A 16,436-nucleotide genomic window follows, 5' to 3' on the forward strand; every position below is an offset into this window, starting at 1 on the left:
GGGAAGGCGGCACCCTAGACCCGCCTCAGGCCGCTGTCAGGGGTCATTCGGCGGCGAGGCTTGCAGTTTTGCTATCAACGAGCGGAGCCAGAAGGGTTTCCGCCAACCAGCGCACGACAGGAACGGCGACGCCGTCGCCCATGACCTGCAGGCCGGCGGTCTGCGACCTGGGCAGTTGGTAGCTGTCGGGCAAGCCCATCAGGCGAGAGGCCTCACGCGGCGAGATGAGGCGGGAGCGAACCTCTCCGTTGTCGATCACCAGCAGGGTTTGGCGCGAGGAGCCGCCGCGCGGCGTACGCAGACATCCGGCCAGGCCGTCGAAGCGCACCTCGGCGCGCTGTTCCCCGCCCCGCATCCGCCGAAAGACTGCGCCCACGGCCCGCTCACGTCCGGCCCGGCGCGCCTCGACGGCGGCGCGATGCGTCGGCGCCATCAGCGCCAGCAGGGCTGCGGTGCGTTCGGGCGGGTTCCAGACAACTTTGTCGTCAGGCTCCAGCATCGTAGCGAGGTCCGTATTGCGGGCGGGCGGCGACGGCGCGCCCCACCAGGTCCAGGACGCCTGAAGTCGCGGCGGCAGCCGCGCCGCCGCCTCGCGGACCGCCCGCGTGTGGAAGGTGCTGGACCCGACAAGGTCACCGGGCGGGTTTCGCGTGGCGACCACGAAAACGCGGGGCCGGGACTGGGGCACGAAGGCGGCGGCGTCGATCTCCAGCGCGCCGAACCGATAGCCCTCCTCATGCAGGGCTTGGCACAGCGCGGCAAAGTCAGCGCCCCCGTGCGACGTCAGGAGGCCGACCACGTTCTCGATCACGATCACGGAGGGCGCGCGTCCTTGGGCGGAAAGGGACCGCATCAGGCTCCAGAAGCCGAAGAAGGCGGAAGACCGGCCGCCTGAGAGGCCCGCCCGGCCACCCGCCAAGCTGAAGTCCTGGCAAGGACTGGAGGCCCAGGCCAGGTCGGCGGTCGGCAAACGCTCGGCGCTGAGCGCGAAAACATCGCCTTCCTCAAAGTGCTCATCCGCGTCCGCGAAGTTGGCGCGATAGGTCGCCGCCTTGACCGGATCAAAGTCGTTGGCGAAGGCGCAAGACCAATCGGCGCCCAGCCCGAGGCGGGCCATGCCGCCGCCGGCGAAGAACTCCAGAAAGCGCCGTTGACCGTTCCGATTCATCACGGGGGAGTCTAGCCTTAAGCGACCTTTGGGGGATAGCCAGAGACATGCGTCACGCCCTGCTGATCACCGCCGCCCTGATGCTCGCCGCCTGCGGAGCGCCGATGGGGTCGTCCGAAGACGCCCCGCCGCCGGCCGACGCGCCCGTGACGGTCGGCCCCGACTACTCGGGCGATTTCGATGCGATCGGAACCGAGCCCTTCTGGGCGGTGAAGGTCCGGGCCGACCGCTTCAGCCTGACACGGCCGGACCATCCCGAAGTGACCACCGCCAACCCCGGCGTCCGCGCCGATGGCGAGCAGGGCGTCTGGGACGGAACGGCGGGCGAGCAGAGGCTGGTCCTGCGCCTCACGCCGGGCGAATGCTCCGACGGCATGTCGGACCGCCGCTACGGCTACGCCGCCGAGGTCTGGATCGACGGCGAGACGCTGCAGGGCTGCGCCGCCAAGACCGCAGCGCTGGCCGCCCAGCCCAAACCCTAATCGCCCTTCGGTCCCAGATAGTCTGAGCCATAGACCGCCGCGCGAAGGTCGCGGTGCAGGCTCCCGTCGAACGGCACGGTCTGCACGAAGAACACCGCGGTCAGTTGGTTGGCCGGATCGACCCAGAAGACCGTGCTGGCCATGCCGTCCCAGAAGTATTCGCTCACGGCTCCTCGATTTTCGTCCGGCGTCTGGGGCTGGCGCTTGCGAACGGCGACGTCGAAGCCAAAGCCGACGGCGCCCTTGCTGGGCAGCCAGCTCCGCGCCGTCACTCGGGGATCGAGATGGTCGGAAGCCATCAAGCGCACGGTCGAGGGCTTGAGAATCCGCACGCCGTCCAGAGCGCCCTCGCCCAGAAGCATGCGCGAAAAGCGCGCATAGTCGTCGATCGAAGCCACCAGCCCCGCGCCGCCCATGGTCAGGCGTCGGCTGGGGTCAAAGTTCATCCGCCGCGTGACGACGTCGTCCTGGCGCGCCAGCTTGCCGTCCGCACCCTTCTGATAGGTCGCGGCCAATCCGGCGAAGGCGGCCTCGGGCTGGGTCCAGGCGGTCGTCTTCATGCCCAGCGGCTCAAGGATGTTGGCCTTGACGTAGGCCTCGAACGGTTGGCCGGACAGCCTTTCCACCAGCAGCGCCTGGACGTCGACGGCGGCGCTGTAGTTCCATTGCTCGCCGGGATCGTGCAGCAGGGGCGCGCTCGCCAGACGGCGGCCGAACTCGGCGAGGTCGTTGTTCAGATTCAGCGGATCGGCGGCGCGGAAGGCCTCATCGGCGGGGCTGGCGCCCCAGCCATACGAAAAGCCCGCCGTATGCCGCAGGATGTCGCGGATCAGGATCGGTCGCGCCGCCGGCCGCACGCCGCCCTGACCGTCCGACACCTTCATGTCGGCGAACTCCGGCAGGTAGCGCGAGAGGGGGTCGTCCAGGCCGAACTTACCCTGCTCCCAAAGCTGCATCAGGGCCACGCCCGTGACCGGCTTGGTCATCGAGAAGATCTGGACCAGGGTGTCGCGGCGCATCGGCTTTGCGGCCTCGCGGTCGGCCATCCCGGCGGCGCCAAAATAGCGCTCCCGGCCGTCCTTCCAGACCAGGGCGGAAACGCCGACGGCGCGACCGCTGTCGACCATGGCCTTCAGCGCCGCGTCGATCCTGGCCTTGTCGATGTTGACGCTCGCTGGGGCTTCGACGGCGCGGGCGGGCGCGGCGACCGTCGGCGCCGCCCCGGCGCAGATCAGCGAAGCCGCCGCAACGGCGAGCACGAACTTCTTGGACACACAACCTCCCACGGCGCTTTTATGACAACGTTGGACTGTCGCTGAGCGCGCACGGCTTTTCCAGCGCGACGTGGTCTTAGCTACTTGGCGAGCCCCAGCCGCTGGCCCGCATAGCGCTCGCGCAGCGGTCCCCACCAAGCCTCGTTGTCGAGATACCACTGGACGGTCTTGCGCAGTCCGGTGTCGAAGGTCTCCTGCGCCCTCCAGCCAAGCTCGGTCTCCAGCTTGGTGGCGTCGATGGCGTAGCGCGCGTCGTGGCCCGGACGGTCGGTGACGAAGGTGATCAGGTCGCGGCGGCTCTGGCCCGCGATCGGACGCAGCTCATCGAGGATGTCGCAGATCGCCTCAACGACCTGCAGGTTGGTCCGCTCGTTGCGGCCGCCGACATTATAGCTTTCCCCCGGAACGCCCTTGGTCGCGATCAGGTGCAGGGCCCGAGCGTGGTCCTCCACATGCAGCCAGTCGCGGACATTGTCGCCCTTGCCGTAGACCGGCAGCGGCTTGCCCTCGAGGGCGTTCAACGTGACCAGCGGGATCAGCTTCTCGGGGAAGTGATAGGGTCCGTAGTTGTTGGAGCAGTTCGAGACCACCACCGGCAGGCCGTAGGTGTGACCCCACGCCCGCGCCAGGTGGTCGGACGAGGCCTTCGACGCCGAATAGGGCGAGCGCGGATCATAGGGCGTGGTCTCGCTGAACAGCCCCTCGGCGCCCAGGCTGCCGAACACCTCGTCAGTCGAGATGTGGTGGAAGCGGAAGCGGTCCTTGTCCTCGCCTTCCAAACCACGCCAGTGCTCAAGGGCCGCCTGCAACATGACATATGTGCCGACGATGTTGGTCTGGATGAACTCGCCCGGGCCGGTGATCGAGCGATCAACGTGGCTCTCGGCGGCCAGATGCATCACCACATCCGGCCGGAACGCCTTGATCGTGGCCGAAACCAACGCCGCATCGGCGACGTCGCCCTGCACGAACTGGTAATCGGCCTTGCCTTCCAGCATGGCCAGGCTGGCCTGCGAAGCGGCGTAGGTCAGCTTGTCGTAGTTGAGGATCGCGACATTGTTCTGGCCGGCCAGATGGCGACATACGGCCGAGCCGATGAAGCCCGACCCGCCGGTCACCATCACGCGGAGATTTTGCTGCGACATGCGCTGGACGGCTCTTGCCTCTTCACGGAGCACGCCCCGTATCCAGTTTTTAGTGTACGCGCAACTCCGCCCGCCTAGTCGGTGAACACCACCGTCTTGCGGCCATTCAGCAGAACGCGGTCCTCAAGCCGGTAGCGCAGCGCCCGGGCCAGGACCCGGCGCTCGATGTCGCGGCCCTTGCGGACCAGGTCTTCCGGCGTGTCGCGGTGGCTGATGCGCTCGACGTCCTGCTCGATGATCGGGCCTTCATCGAGGTCGCCGGTCACATAGTGCGCCGAGGCGCCGATCAGCTTCACGCCGCGCGCATGGGCCTGGTGGTAGGGCTTAGCGCCCTTGAAGCCCGGCAGGAACGAGTGGTGGATGTTGATGCAGCGGCCCTGCAGCTTGGCCGACAGGCCGTCGGACAGCACCTGCATGTAGCGGGCGAGCACGACGATATCGGTCCTGGTTTCCTGGATCAGCTTCCAGAGTTCGGCTTCCTGCTCGAACTTGGTCTCCTTGGTCACAGGCAGGTGATGGAAATCCAGACCCGACAGATCGACGTGGGCGTAGGTCTCGGCCGGGTGGTTGGAGACCACGCCGGTGATATCCATAGGCAACTCGCCGATGCGCCAGCGATAGACGAGATCGGCCAGGCAGTGGTCGAACTTGCTGGCCAGCAGCAGCACCCGATAGCGGTCGGCGCGGTTGCGCAGGGTCCACTTCATCTTGAAGCCGTCGGCGAGGTCGCCGAAGTCGCCGCGAAGCGCCTCGCGGTCGGCGCCGTCGGCGTCGAAGACCACCCGCATGAAGAACTGGCCGGTCTCCTGGTCGTCGAACTGCTGGGCGTCGAGAATGTTGCAGCCGCGCTCGAACAGGAAGGCGGAGACCTTGGCGACGATGCCGCGCTGGTCGGGGCAGGAAAGGGTCAGGATCATGGTCCGCTCCCTCTAGAGAAGCCGGCGCGCAAAGAAAAGCGCTTCATCCTTGCGCGCGAGCACGAAATCACCCAGCACGCGGCGCAATGATTGTCACAAAGGCATGTCCTTGCATCGGCAGGCCCTGAGGGGCGCTGGGGTGGCAGAGACCCCTCAAACAGGTCTAGGCTCGCTCGCATGGTCGCCTCCTCCGAAGCCCTGTCCGCCCGCGCCATCGACATCCTGGCCAAGCTGGTGGCGTTCGACACCACCTCGCGCCGCTCGAACCTCGCGCTGATCGAATGGGTCGAGCGGTATCTGGCCGACCTGAACGTCCCGACCCGTCGCGTGCCGAACGCGGACGGGACGAAATCGAATCTGATGGCGATGATCGGCCCGGCGGTCGAGGGCGGGGTCGTGCTCTCGGGCCATACCGACGTGGTCCCGGTCGACGGCCAGCCCTGGTCCACTGATCCCTGGGTGCTGACCGAGCGCGATGGCCGGCTGTATGGGCGCGGAACCTGCGACATGAAGGGCTTTCTGGCCCTGGCCTTGGCCGCCGCGCCGGACCTGGCCCAGGCGAACCTCCGCAAGCCGGTGCACCTGGCGTTCTCCTACGACGAGGAAGTCGGATGCCTGGGCGCGCCCGACATGATCGAGGTGATCGCCCGCGAAACGCCTCGGCCCGCCCTGGTGGTGGTGGGCGAGCCGACCGACATGGTGGCGGTTCGCGCCCACAAGGGCATCGCCAGCTTCAAGGTCACCGTCACCGGCCGCGAGGCCCACTCCAGCCTGACCCATCTCGGGGTCTCGGCGAACATGATGGCGATCAAGCTGATGGCCATGCTCGTCGGTCTCTCCGAAAAGCTCGAGCGCGAGGCTGACCCCAACTCGCCGTTCACGCCCAAGGGCGCGACCCTGACGATCGGCCAGGTGAACGGCGGCACCGCAGTCAATATCCTGGCGCGCGAATGCGTGTTCATCTTCGACCTGCGCACGCCCGCCGGGATGGACCCGGTCGCGCTGCTGTCGGACTTCTTCGCCGCGGCCAACGCCATGGACGCCGAGATCAAGGCCAAGGCGCCCGAGGGCGGCGTCAAGGTCGAGCGCCGGTCGCTGACCCCGGCTTTCGCGCCGGAAGAGGATGGCGTCGCCGAGGCCTTCGCCCGCAAGCTGGCCGGCGATAACGGCCCGGCGCGCGTCGTGCCCTACGCCGCCGAGGCCGGACAGTTCCAGGGCGCGGGCTTCTCGACGGTGATCTGCGGCCCCGGCTCGATCGACCAAGCCCACCAGCCCAACGAGTATGTCGAACTCAGCCAGATGCAGCGCGGCGCGGCGTTCATGCGCCGGTTGGTCGAGGATCTTTCAACCTAACGCCGTTTCCCCGGCGAATCCCGGGGCCCAGATGGAAGAGCGGTGGGGTGAAAGCTATGAGCTCAGCGTCAATCCCGTCAGCCCAAGCGCTTCGAGATCTGGATCGCGGCATTCGCCGGGAAGATCGGGGGTAAGGTTACGCGCCCCGCCACTTCCTGATCACAAATCGCCGGCCGATGAACGCCGCCGGATCGAGCGACATCACCCGAAGGATCGATCCCGGCGAAGCCTTGCGTTTGGCCTGGATCGCCCGGCGGTCGGCCATCACCTGGTCTAGGTCCTCGCGCTTCAAAGCCGCCCGGATGCCCCGGATCGCCGGGGCGACATCCCCGCGCCGCCAGTGCAGCAGCAGCAGACCGGCCGTGACCGCCACATGCAGCGGCAGCGTGACCGGCAACAGCCAGCCAGGCGTGTTCTTCAGGAAGGTCCACACGCGGTTGCGCGAACCGTGGAAGATCGAGAAGTCCGACCGGACGCCGGTGCTCGCCGAGCCCACATGGGCGACCTTGGCCTTGGGCAAGAGCAGCGTCGGCTCGCCATAGAGCCGCAGGCGATAGCCGAGATCGACGTCCTCGCAGTAGCAGAAGTAGCGCTCGTCAAAGCCCCCCACGCTCAGGAACAGGTCCCGATCGATCAGCATCGCCGCGCCGCAGGCCGAGAACACCTCGCCCTCGGGTAATACCGACGGGACCTTGCGGCCATACCCGCCGCGGAACGGTATGCCCGCGCTGGTGACATTGTCCCCCGCGCCGTCCAGCAGGCCAGGCCGGTCGGCCGAGAGTTGCAGGGAGGCGAAGCTCTTCACGCTCGGATGGCGCGCCGCGCCCGCCATCAGCTCCGCGAGCCAGTCGGGTTCGGCGTAGGCGTCAGGATTCAGCAGCGCCAGCCACCGCCCTTTGGCGCGGCGGGCGGCCAGATTGTTGCCGGCGGCGAAGCCGAGGTTCGCGCCCGCCTCGACGAAATCGACCCACGGATGGACCTGGGCGGCGGCCTGGGGGGCGCCGTCGGTCGAGGCGTTGTCGACCAGGATCGTCTCGAAGTCGCGAAAGGTCTGGGCCGCGAGCGTGGCCAGGCAAGGCTCAAGCGTCGACCCGCTCTGGTAGGAGACGATGACGACGGTTACCGCCGGGCCGGTCTTGTGTTCGGTCGTTTCAGGCGGCATCGGTGGTGAACAGGTTCCAGAACAAAGTATCGCGTCATGAAGATCACGCCGCTGGCGATCCCCGAAGTGCTGCTTATCACGCCCGCGCGCCATGGCGACGAGCGCGGCTGGTTTTCCGAGACTTTCCGCCAGTCGGCGCTGGAGGAGGCCGGGTTCAACGCGGCGTTCGTCCAGGACAACCATGTGCGCTCGACGACGCGCGGCATCCAGCGCGGCCTGCACTACCAGAAGCCGCCGCACGCCCAGGACAAGCTGCTGCGCTGCGTGGTCGGGTCGATCTTCGACGTGGCGGTCGATATCCGCAACGGCTCACCAACCTATGGCCAATGGGTCGGGGCCGAGCTGTCGGCGGAGAATCGGCAACAACTGCTGGTGCCCAAGGGTTTCGCCCACGGCTACGTGACCCTCACCGACGCCTGCGAGGTGCTCTACAAGGTCACCGACTACTACGCGCCTCAGGCCGAAGGCGGCGTGCGCTGGAGCGACCCCGCCATCGGGATTGATTGGCCGATCCCAGTGGCGGACATCACCGCCAACGATCGCGATAACGCAGCGCCGCTGCTGGCCGAGATCGAGTCGCCGTTCGTGTACTGAGCGGCCGCCGCCGCAGGCCCCCACCTGACCTGCTCCGCAGGTCGTCCGCCCCCGAAAGCGGGCAGAAGGAACGCGCTCCTTCTTCCCCCTCCGGGGGAGGAGCGCCGGAGGCGCGGAGGGGGCAAGTGACGGGAAACAGCATATGACCGCCTTCACCGACATCTTCTGGACCGCCCACGACGGCCTGCGGCTGCACGCCCGCGACTATGCGCCCATCGGCGAGGCGCGCGGCCTGCCGGTGATCTGCATCCACGGCCTGACCCGCAACGCCCGGGACTTCGAAGACCTGGCGCCAAAGATCGCCGCCCAGGGCCGCCGCGTGCTGGCCGTCGACGTCCGGGGTCGGGGGCTGTCGGCGCGCGACCCGCAGCCGCTGAACTATCACCCCGGGACCTACGCGGCTGACGTTATCAGCCTACTGGCGGCGACCGGGATCGAGCGGGCGGTGTTCGTCGGCACCAGCATGGGCGGCCTGATCACCATGGTGCTCACCTCGCTGAAGCCCGAAGCCATCGCGGCGGCGGTGCTCAACGATGTCGGTCCCGAGCTGTCGCCCGTGGGTCTGGCGCGCATCGCCGGCTACACGGGCCTAGCCAGTCAGTTCGAGAGCTGGGACGCGGCCGTCGCCTACGCCAAGGCGATCAATGCGGCGGCCTTCCCAGGCTATGGCGCGCAGGATTGGGACATCTTCGCCCGCCGCCTGTTCGACCAGGACGGCGACGGCTTCGTGCTGGCCTACGACCCCGACATCTCCGCGCCGATCAAGGCCGCCGCTCAGGCTGCGGCCAAGACCCAGGCCGAGGGAGGCCAGGCCCTCGCGCCGCCCGACATGTATCCGCTGTTCCGAGCCCTGGCCAAGGATCGCCCGTTGCTGTTGGTGCGCGGCGAAATCTCGGACCTGATCGATGTCGAGATCGCCGCACGCATGCGCGCCGCGGCGCCGCACATGGCTTATGCCGAGGTCCCCGGGATCGGCCATGCGCCCATGCTGACCGAGCCGGAAGCCTGGGCGGCGATAGAAAAGCTGCTGGCCGAAGCGCCGTAAGGGGCGTGAACGGAAGGCCTCGCCGTGCTAGAGGCCCCGCCACGGCGCTTTTTCGCCGCGACAGAAGTGGACGACATGACCCTCGACCTCGCCGCCATCCAGGCCGCCGCCGGCCGTCTCCAAGGGCAGATCGAGCGCACGCCGTGCCGCCACTCCAAGACCCTCTCGAAGATCACCGGCGCCGAGGTGTGGGTGAAGTTCGAGAACCTGCAGTTCACCGCCGCCTACAAGGAGCGCGGCGCGCTCAACAAGCTGATGCTGCTGTCGGAGACCGAGAAGCAGCGCGGGGTCATCGCCGCCAGCGCCGGCAACCACGCCCAGGGCCTGGCCTATCATGGCGCGCGGCTGGGCGTGCCGGTCACCATCGTCATGCCCAAGACCACGCCCTTCGTGAAGGTGCAGCACACCCGCGACTTCGGTGCGACCGTGGTCATCGAGGGCGAGACCTATGACGACGCTAACGCCCATGCGCGCAAGCTGCGCGACGAGCAGGGCCTGACCTTCGTCCATCCCTTCGACGACTACGACATCATGGCCGGCCAGGGCACGATCGCCCTCGAGATGCTGGAAGACGCGCCCGACCTCGAGGTCCTGCCCGTGCCGATCGGCGGCGGCGGCCTGATCAGCGGCGTGGCGACAGCGGCCAAGGCCCTGAAGCCGGATATCCGCATCATCGGCTGCGAGCCGGCCATGTATCCGTCCTTCACGGCCCGGATGCGCGGCGTGGCGGCCCATTGCGGCGGCCAGACCATCGCCGAGGGCGTGGCGGTCAAGCAGGTCGGCGACCTGACCTATGGCGTCGTGCGTCCCTTGATCGACGACGTGCTGCTGCTGGAAGAGCCGCATCTGGAGCAGGCCGTCTCGCTGTACTGCAACGTCGAGAAGACCATCGCCGAGGGCGCGGGCGCGGCCTCGCTGGCCGCCCTGCTGGCCTATCCGGAACGCTTCCGGGGCAAGAAGTGCGGCCTGATCCTGTGCGGCGGCAATATCGACACCCGCCTGCTGGCGTCGGTGCTGACCCGTGAGCTGGTGCGCGCCCAGCGCCTGGTGTCCTTGCGGATCATCGGCGACGATCGGCCGGGCCTGCTGTCGACCGTCGCCTCGGTGATCGGGACCATGGGCGCCAACATCATCGAGGTGAACCACAACCGCCTGGCCCTCGACGTGCCGGCCAAGGGCGCGGAGTTCGACATCACCATCGAGACCCGCGACGCCCAGCACACCCAGGAGGTCATGGAGGCCCTGCGCGAGAGCGGCTACCCGCCCCGCGCAGTCTAGCCCTTGGGATTATCGGGCCCGATCCGGTTCACATCGAGCAGTTCGATCCGGAAGATCATCACGCTGTTGGCGGGGATCGGACCCTTGTCCTGCGCGCCGTAGCCCAGCGCCGGCGGCACATAGAGGATCCACTCGTCGCCCGCCTTCATGCGCTGCAGGGCGATAACCCAGGCCGGCACCAGCCCGTCCAGCGGAAACACGGCCGGCACGCCGCGCTCGTAGCTGGAGTCAAAAACCGTGCCGTCGATCAGCTTGCCCTCGTAGTGAACCTTGACCTCATCGGCCTTGTTGGGATGCATGCCGCCGTTCGGCCCCTCGCGCACCACCTTGTATTGCAGGCCCTGAGGCAAGGTGACGACGCCCGGCTCCTTGGCGTTCTTGGCCATGAACGCGTCGGCGACGGCGAGATTCTCCTGGGCCTTCTTGCTGGGCCCGCAGGCGGCGAGCGTCAAACCAGCGACAGCGAAAGCGGCGAGCAGGGCGCGGCGATACATGGGAACCTCGATCGAAACAGGCCGTCCAGCTAGCACGGCCTGCTTGAAATTCCACGCCTCGACCTCCCTAAGGGCCCGCGCGCTGACGATTTCACGGAACAGTGGTGGCGCTCGTGCGACTTGGCGCCTAGAAACAGCGACCCATGTCCGCAGACGAGATCTCCATGAAGCCCGTTCGCAAAGCTGTTCTTCCCGTCGCCGGTCTCGGAACCCGCGTCCTGCCGGGCACCAAGACCACGCCCAAAGAATTGCTGAACGTCGTCGACCGGCCAATTCTGTCCTACATCGTCGAGGAAGGGCGCAAGGCGGGCATCGAACACTTTGTCTTCGTCACGGGCCGCTCGAAGGGCGCGATCGAGGACTATTTCGATCATCAGGTCGAGCTGGAGGCTCAGCTGGAGGCCAAGGGCAAAACGGACATCCTGGAGCAGCTCAGGGCTGAATTGCCCAAGCCGGGCGAGATGAGCTTCGTGCGCCAGATGGCCCCGCTCGGCCTGGGCCACGCGGTCTGGTGCGCACGGGACATCATCGGCGACGAGCCCTTCGCGGTCATGCTGCCGGACGTCATCGTCGACGCCGATCCCTCGGCGCTCGGCCAGTTGATCGAGGTCTATGACAAGGTCGGCGGCGGCAATGTGATCGGCGTCGAGGAAGTGCCGGAAAGCGAGACCCACAAGTACGGCGTCGTCGCCCCGGGCGAGGTCAACGGCCGCCTGGCCACCATGACCGGCATGGTCGAGAAGCCGCCGCAAGGCACGGCGCCGTCCAACTGGGCGATCGCCGGCCGCTACATCTTGCAGCCCGAGATCTTCGACTTGCTGGCCAGCCAAGAGAAGGGCGCCGGCAACGAGATCCAGCTGACCGACTCGATGGCCAAGCTGATGCAGGACCAGGCCTTCCACGCCTATGTCTACGAGGGCGTCACCCACGATTGCGGCGACAAGATCGGCCTGCTGCGAGCCAATGTCGCCCTGGCCCTCAAGCGCGCCGATCTGGGCGCAGCCGCCCGCGCGGCGGTTGAGGCGGCGCTGAAGGCTTGAGCATAGATCCTCCCCCCAGCGGGGGAGGCGGCTGAAGGCCGGAGGGGGAAGTTCGGGCTATCCGGCTTCTTCCCCCTCCGTCGCCTGCGGCGACACCTCCCCCGCTGGGGGGAGGATTTGCCACTCGACCAGGACCTCGGGGTGGCTTTCGGAACCTCGTAGCGTCAAGGCCGCGTCCCCCAACAGTCGCCGCGCGGCCCACACGGCCGCGCCGCGCACGATGGGCGCGGGGTCGGCCAGCAGCGGCTCGACCACCGCCATCAGCCCCACGTCCCCGCTGTTGCCGATCGCATAGAGCACGTTGCGCACGAAGCGGTCGCGGCCGATGCGCTTGATCGGATTCTTCGAGAAGAGCGCCCGGAACGCGGGGTCGTCCAGAACCGCCAGCTCGGCCAGGGACGGCTGACGCAGCGCCTCGCGCGCCACCAGCTTGGCCTCGTTCGACAGCGAGGCGAACTTGTTCCACGGACACACCGCCAGGCAGTCGTCGCAGCCATAGATCCGGTTGCCCAGCGCCTTCCGGAACTCGGCCGGAATCGGCCCGGCCAGCTCGATGGTCAGGTACGAGATGCAGCGCCGCGCATCCAGTTGGCGCGGCGCGGGGAAGGCGTTGGTCGGGCAGACGTCGAGGCACGCGCGGCATGAACCGCAATGGTCGACCTCGGCCTCGTCCGAAGGCAGATCCAGCGTGGTCAGCACGCTGCCCAGGAACAGCCACGAGCCGAACTGGCGTGAGACAAGGTTGGTATGCTTGCCCTGCCAGCCCAGGCCGGCGCGCTGGGCCAGGGGCTTTTCGAGCAGCGGCGCGGTGTCGACAAAGACCTTCACATCCTGGCCGAAGCGGCGGTGCATCCAGCCGGCCAGCACCTTCAGGCGCTTCTTGATCACGTCGTGATAGTCGTCGCCCTGGGCGTAGACCGAGATCGCCGCGCGTTCCGGATCCTTGAGCTGTTCGAGCGGATCAATGTCGGGCCCGTAGTTGACGCCCAGCACCACCGCCGATTTCGCATCGCTCCACATGGCGGTCGGATGCGAGCGCCGCTCCAGCGTCTCCTCCATCCAGCCCATGGCGCCGTGGCGCTCGGCCTGGACGAATTCGCGCAGCCAGTCGCCGTTGGGCCAGGCTTCGGTGGCGCTGGCGAAGCCGCAGACGGAAAAGCCCAGCCTCAAGGCCTCGGCGCGGATCTCGTCCTTGATGCGGTCTGGCGTCAGCTCAGAAATCGAGATCGTCATAGTGCGCGGCCGGCGCGAGGCCGGGCCAGCGGTCGGCCAGGATCGGCCTGAAGCACGGCCTCGACTTGAGCTTCATGTACCACGTCTTGGCGGTCGGGAAGTCCTTCCACGGCACGTCGCCGAAGTAGTCGATCACCGACAGGTGCGCGGCGGCGGCGAAGTCGGCCAGGCTCATGCGACGTCCGGCCAGCCAATCGCGCGTCTGCAGCAGGCTTTCGATATAGCCCAGATGCATGCGCAGGGCCTCGCGCCCCTGGCGCAGCGCGGCCAGGTCCGGCGCGCCCATCCGCAGCAGGCGCTTTTCCATCTTCTCGTGCAGCAGGAAGCCGTTGACCTCGTTGTCGAACTTACGGTCGAACCATTGCAGCAGCCGGCGGGCCTCGGCGCGTTCGGCCGGATCGCGACCCAGCAGCGGCGGCTCGGTTTCGGTCTCTTCGATATGCTCGAGGATGGCGCGGGTCTCGCAGACCACGAGGTTGCGCTGATGCTTGGTCTCGACCAGCACTGGCGGCATGCCCGAGGGATTCAGCGCGGTGAACTCGGGCGGCATCTCCCAGTAACGAACCTGCACCTCGACAAACGGCAGGCGCTTCTCGCCCAACGCCAGGCGCACCTGTCGCGAGGCGGGATCGAGGGGGAAATGGTGAAGAGTACGTTCGACGCTCATGCCCAGGCGCAATCAGGCTGCATCGAAAGAGCGATGCGCCGTTTTGCTTAACAACAGATTGCTGAACAGTGTTTAGCCAGGAAATCCAGGCTTTTGCGCGGCGTTTTGGCGTCGCCGACTCAGCTGTTCATCCGGGCGATGAGGTTCGTCGTGCTTTGACCCTGCTTCAACTCAGCCAAGAGAACCTTGCCGCCATAGCTGAGCACCACATCCGAACCGACCACAGTCTCGACCGTATAGTCGGCGCCCTTGACCAGCACGTCAGGCCGGAAGGTCTTGATGAGCTCCAGTGGCGTGTCCTCGTCGAACAGCACGACCAGGTCCACCGACGAGAGCGAGGCCAGCACCGTGGCGCGGCCCTGCTCCTTCTGAACAGGACGGGTCGGCCCCTTGAGCTTGGAGACCGAGGCGTCGGTGTTCAGGCCGACGATCAGACGATCACAGGCGGCCTTGGCCTGGGACAGCAGCGACACGTGCCCCGGATGCAGCAGATCAAAGCAGCCGTTGGTGAAGCCGACCTTCAGGCCGCGCGCGCGCCAGCCCTCGACGATCCGTTGGGCCTGCTCTCGATCGGCGATCTTGATCTCGCCGGGTTCGCCCTCAACGGAACTGGCGCAAGCCGTCAGCTCCGCCGCCGTGACGACGTCGGTGCCCAGCTTGGCGACCACCAGGCCGCCCGCCAGATTGGCCAGCTGCGCCGCCTGCGCCAGGCTGGCGCCGGCCGCGACCGAGAGGGCCAGGGTCGCCGCCACGGTGTCGCCGGCGCCGGAGACGTCAAACACCTCGATCGCCGTGGCCGGCAGATGGATCGGCGCCTGCCCTCGCACCGCCAGGGTCATGCCCGCGCCGCCGCGCGTAATGAGAGCGGCCTCCAGTCCCGGCGCCATGGCCAGGATCGCCGCGCCGGCGTCTTCCGAGGCGGCATCGCTGTTCTCAACGATCCCGGTGGCCTCCGCGGCCTCCTTGCGGTTGGGCTTGATCAGGGTCGCGCCGTCATAACGCGCAAAGTCGCGGCTCTTGGGATCGACGATCACCGGCTTGCCGGCGGCCTTGGCGGCGGCGATCGCGCCCCGGATCACCTCGGGCGTCAGGACCCCCTTGGCGTAGTCGGAAAGCACAACGACGTCGGCCGAGGCCAGTCTCGCCGCGAACGCCGCCAGCAGCGCCGCGCCGTCGCCCGGGCCTCGGTCCTCGCGGTCGACCCGCAGCATCTGGTGCGAGCCGGAGATGTAGCGGACCTTCTCGGTCGTGCGACGTGCGGCGTCCGCCACCAGTTCGGCCTCAAGGCCCGCCTCGGCGTCGATCATCCCCCGCAGGGCCGCCCCAGCCTCGTCCTGACCAACAAGCCCGATCAGCACGGCCTTGGCGCCCAGCGCCGCGACGTTGCGCGCGACGTTGCCGGCCCCGCCCAGCATGGCGGTCTCCTTCTCGACCGCGATCACCGGCACCGGGGCCTCGGGCGAGATGCGGTCGACCGCACCGTAGATGAAGCGGTCCAGCATCACGTCGCCGAGCACCAGCACGGTCTTGCCGGCGAAGGCGCGGGGCAGGTGAGCGAGGGTGTCGTCCATGAGGGTCCTTAGAGTTCTGACGGCGCTTTTGCCCCTGTCGGGGCGGCCGGGGCAAGCCTCGTCAGTCGTGCTCGACCTCGGCGAACAACCCGCCATGCTTCTCGGCGAGGCCGCGCGGATCGCCATGGATGATGAGGTCCGCCGCCGGGAAGGCCGCCAGCACCCGGTTCTCGGCCGCGACAATGATTGCGTGGGCCGCCGCCAGCGAGATATCGCCGGCAAGATCCGCGTGCATCTGGATGTGGATGTAGGGGCCCGAGGCGCGCGTCCGCAACTGATGGACGCCCAGCACATTGGGATCGGCGGTGACCAGGGCGACGATCTTCTCGCGATCTTCGTCCGGCAATTCACGGTCCATCAGCTGGTGCGAGGCCTCCCGGAAGACGCCGACCGCGCCCCAGATCAGCCACAGCGCCACAATGAGACCCGCCGCCGCGTCCACCCAAGGCAGGCCCAGCCACGCCGCTGCGCCGACCCCGACCAGGGCGACGGCGTTCGAGGCCAGGTCAGCGGCGTAGTGCGCGCGGTCTCCCGAGATCGCGATCGAGCCGCTGGCCTTAACGACCCGCGTCTGGGCGGTGATCAGGGCGAAGGTCAAGACAATCGAGATCGCCATGACCAAGACGCCCGCAAGGCCATGCTCAACAGGCTGCGGATGGAGCCAGGCGTTGATGGCTTCGCGCCCCACCAGGGCTCCGGAGGCGAAGACCAAGCCGCCCTGCATCAGGCTGGAGAAGGCTTCGGCCTTGCCGTGCCCGAACCGGTGCTCGGCGTCCGGGGGCTCAGCGGCGTACCGCACCGCATAGACGGTGATCAGCGACGCGATGAGATCCAGGGCCGAGTCCGACAACGACGCCAGGATCGCCACAGACCCGCTGGCCTGCCAGGCGATCGCCTTGACCACGATGAGCACGGCGGCGGTGGCGACCGACAGCAGCGCGACGCGCTGGGTGGCGGCCCGGATCTCGGGTGAGGCGGCGGAGAGGGACATGGCCTCTCTCTACCGCACGCGA

General features: G+C 67.9%; 16 protein-coding genes. 6 read left to right on the plus strand and 10 right to left on the minus strand.

Going from position 1 to position 16,436, the window contains the following annotated elements:
• Window positions 1-43: 43 nt before the first annotated feature.
• The gene (locus J2X45_RS08995; protein WP_310214402.1) at window positions 44-1,168 is read right to left on the minus strand and encodes a DNA cytosine methyltransferase; all 1,125 of its coding nucleotides are present in this window, start codon (window positions 1,166-1,168) and stop codon (window positions 44-46) included.
• 47 nt (window positions 1,169-1,215) lie between these two features.
• On the opposite strand from J2X45_RS08995, the gene J2X45_RS09000 reads away from it, so the two are divergent.
• Window positions 1,216-1,650, plus strand: a complete 435-nt coding sequence (locus J2X45_RS09000) for a COG3650 family protein (RefSeq protein WP_310213886.1) — start codon at window positions 1,216-1,218, stop codon at window positions 1,648-1,650.
• Here the strand turns inward: J2X45_RS09000 and J2X45_RS09005 are convergent.
• The 3 genes from J2X45_RS09005 to purU form a co-directional block, all read right to left on the minus strand.
• Window positions 1,647-2,924, minus strand: a complete 1,278-nt coding sequence (locus J2X45_RS09005) for a serine hydrolase domain-containing protein (RefSeq protein WP_310213889.1) — start codon at window positions 2,922-2,924, stop codon at window positions 1,647-1,649. The genes J2X45_RS09000 and J2X45_RS09005 overlap by 4 nt on opposite strands.
• Window positions 2,925-3,004: 80 nt before the next feature.
• Window positions 3,005-4,069 (minus strand): dTDP-glucose 4,6-dehydratase, encoded by a 1,065-nt coding sequence (rfbB, locus tag J2X45_RS09010; RefSeq protein ID WP_310213891.1) that lies wholly within the window; start codon window positions 4,067-4,069, stop codon window positions 3,005-3,007.
• 74 nt (window positions 4,070-4,143) lie between these two features.
• Complete coding sequence (gene purU, locus J2X45_RS09015) at window positions 4,144-4,986, minus strand: formyltetrahydrofolate deformylase (protein WP_310213893.1); 843 nt, start codon at window positions 4,984-4,986, stop codon at window positions 4,144-4,146.
• A 177-nt stretch (window positions 4,987-5,163) separates the two neighbouring features.
• Here purU and argE point away from each other — a divergent pair, with 177 nt between their 5' ends.
• Window positions 5,164-6,339, plus strand: coding sequence for an acetylornithine deacetylase (gene argE, locus J2X45_RS09020; RefSeq protein WP_310213894.1), 1,176 nt, complete (start codon window positions 5,164-5,166; stop codon window positions 6,337-6,339).
• 136 nt (window positions 6,340-6,475) lie between these two features.
• Here argE and J2X45_RS09025 read toward each other — a convergent pair whose 3' ends face one another.
• Window positions 6,476-7,501, minus strand: coding sequence for a glycosyltransferase family 2 protein (locus J2X45_RS09025; RefSeq protein WP_310213895.1), 1,026 nt, complete (start codon window positions 7,499-7,501; stop codon window positions 6,476-6,478).
• A gap of 36 nt (window positions 7,502-7,537) precedes the next feature.
• Here J2X45_RS09025 and rfbC point away from each other — a divergent pair, with 36 nt between their 5' ends.
• From rfbC to J2X45_RS09040, 3 genes are all read left to right on the plus strand, one after another.
• A complete protein-coding gene (gene rfbC / locus J2X45_RS09030) occupies window positions 7,538-8,095 on the plus strand; it encodes a dTDP-4-dehydrorhamnose 3,5-epimerase (RefSeq protein WP_310213896.1) in 558 nt (185 codons plus the stop codon).
• Window positions 8,096-8,237: 142 nt separating this feature from the next.
• Window positions 8,238-9,140, plus strand: a complete 903-nt coding sequence (locus tag J2X45_RS09035; protein ID WP_310213897.1) for an alpha/beta hydrolase — start codon at window positions 8,238-8,240, stop codon at window positions 9,138-9,140.
• A gap of 75 nt (window positions 9,141-9,215) precedes the next feature.
• Complete coding sequence (locus tag J2X45_RS09040) at window positions 9,216-10,418, plus strand: threonine ammonia-lyase (RefSeq protein ID WP_062096987.1); 1,203 nt, start codon at window positions 9,216-9,218, stop codon at window positions 10,416-10,418.
• Here J2X45_RS09040 and J2X45_RS09045 read toward each other — a convergent pair.
• Window positions 10,415-10,912: an FKBP-type peptidyl-prolyl cis-trans isomerase gene (locus J2X45_RS09045; RefSeq protein ID WP_310213899.1), complete on the minus strand. Its 498-nt coding sequence runs from the start codon at window positions 10,910-10,912 to the stop codon at window positions 10,415-10,417. The two genes, J2X45_RS09040 and J2X45_RS09045, sit on opposite strands and share 4 nt — an antisense overlap.
• A gap of 143 nt (window positions 10,913-11,055) precedes the next feature.
• Between J2X45_RS09045 and J2X45_RS09050 the strand changes: the two genes are divergently transcribed.
• On the plus strand, window positions 11,056-11,952 hold the full coding sequence (locus J2X45_RS09050) for a UTP--glucose-1-phosphate uridylyltransferase (protein WP_310213900.1): 897 nt from the start codon (window positions 11,056-11,058) through the stop codon (window positions 11,950-11,952).
• 57 nt (window positions 11,953-12,009) lie between these two features.
• Here the strand turns inward: J2X45_RS09050 and queG are convergent, their stop codons facing one another.
• The 4 genes from queG to J2X45_RS09070 all read right to left on the minus strand — a co-directional run bounded on the left by queG (window position 12,010) and on the right by J2X45_RS09070 (window position 16,414).
• Window positions 12,010-13,185 carry a tRNA epoxyqueuosine(34) reductase QueG gene (queG, locus tag J2X45_RS09055; RefSeq protein WP_310213902.1) on the minus strand — a complete coding sequence of 392 codons (1,176 nt, stop codon included), beginning with the start codon at window positions 13,183-13,185 and terminating at the stop codon, window positions 12,010-12,012.
• Window positions 13,166-13,852, minus strand: coding sequence for an FtsZ-binding protein FzlA (gene fzlA / locus J2X45_RS09060; protein ID WP_310213903.1), 687 nt, complete (start codon window positions 13,850-13,852; stop codon window positions 13,166-13,168). The genes queG and fzlA overlap by 20 nt, the downstream gene beginning before the upstream one ends.
• Before the next feature lie 119 nt (window positions 13,853-13,971).
• Entirely contained in the window at window positions 13,972-15,423 is a 1,452-nt protein-coding gene (gene rfaE1, locus J2X45_RS09065; RefSeq protein ID WP_310213904.1) for a D-glycero-beta-D-manno-heptose-7-phosphate kinase, read from the minus strand.
• 61 nt (window positions 15,424-15,484) lie between these two features.
• Window positions 15,485-16,414 (minus strand): cation diffusion facilitator family transporter, encoded by a 930-nt coding sequence (locus J2X45_RS09070; protein WP_310213905.1) that lies wholly within the window; start codon window positions 16,412-16,414, stop codon window positions 15,485-15,487.
• Window positions 16,415-16,436: the final 22 nt, after the last annotated feature.

The organism is Caulobacter sp. BE264 (assembly GCF_031457805.1).
In the GTDB taxonomy this organism is placed as follows: Bacteria; Pseudomonadota; Alphaproteobacteria; order Caulobacterales; family Caulobacteraceae; genus Caulobacter.

What these genes read in the sequence shown, in the direction of transcription:
- rfaE1 (WP_310213904.1), bottom strand. Translation starts at nt 15,423, where the DNA reads ATGGACGACACCCTCGCTCACCTGCCCCGCGCCTTCGCCGGCAAGACC.
- purU (WP_310213893.1), bottom strand. Translation starts at nt 4,986, where the DNA reads ATGATCCTGACCCTTTCCTGCCCCGACCAGCGCGGCATCGTCGCCAAG.
- J2X45_RS09025 (WP_310213895.1), bottom strand. Translation starts at nt 7,501, where the DNA reads ATGCCGCCTGAAACGACCGAACACAAGACCGGCCCGGCGGTAACCGTC.
- rfbC (WP_310213896.1), top strand. Translation starts at nt 7,538, where the DNA reads ATGAAGATCACGCCGCTGGCGATCCCCGAAGTGCTGCTTATCACGCCC.
- fzlA (WP_310213903.1), bottom strand. Translation starts at nt 13,852, where the DNA reads ATGAGCGTCGAACGTACTCTTCACCATTTCCCCCTCGATCCCGCCTCG.
- J2X45_RS08995 (WP_310214402.1), bottom strand. Translation starts at nt 1,168, where the DNA reads ATGAATCGGAACGGTCAACGGCGCTTTCTGGAGTTCTTCGCCGGCGGC.
- J2X45_RS09070 (WP_310213905.1), bottom strand. Translation starts at nt 16,414, where the DNA reads ATGTCCCTCTCCGCCGCCTCACCCGAGATCCGGGCCGCCACCCAGCGC.
- rfbB (WP_310213891.1), bottom strand. Translation starts at nt 4,069, where the DNA reads ATGTCGCAGCAAAATCTCCGCGTGATGGTGACCGGCGGGTCGGGCTTC.
- J2X45_RS09040 (WP_062096987.1), top strand. Translation starts at nt 9,216, where the DNA reads ATGACCCTCGACCTCGCCGCCATCCAGGCCGCCGCCGGCCGTCTCCAA.
- J2X45_RS09045 (WP_310213899.1), bottom strand. Translation starts at nt 10,912, where the DNA reads ATGTATCGCCGCGCCCTGCTCGCCGCTTTCGCTGTCGCTGGTTTGACG.
- J2X45_RS09000 (WP_310213886.1), top strand. Translation starts at nt 1,216, where the DNA reads ATGCGTCACGCCCTGCTGATCACCGCCGCCCTGATGCTCGCCGCCTGC.
- J2X45_RS09035 (WP_310213897.1), top strand. Translation starts at nt 8,238, where the DNA reads ATGACCGCCTTCACCGACATCTTCTGGACCGCCCACGACGGCCTGCGG.
- argE (WP_310213894.1), top strand. Translation starts at nt 5,164, where the DNA reads ATGGTCGCCTCCTCCGAAGCCCTGTCCGCCCGCGCCATCGACATCCTG.
- queG (WP_310213902.1), bottom strand. Translation starts at nt 13,185, where the DNA reads ATGACGATCTCGATTTCTGAGCTGACGCCAGACCGCATCAAGGACGAG.
- J2X45_RS09050 (WP_310213900.1), top strand. Translation starts at nt 11,056, where the DNA reads ATGTCCGCAGACGAGATCTCCATGAAGCCCGTTCGCAAAGCTGTTCTT.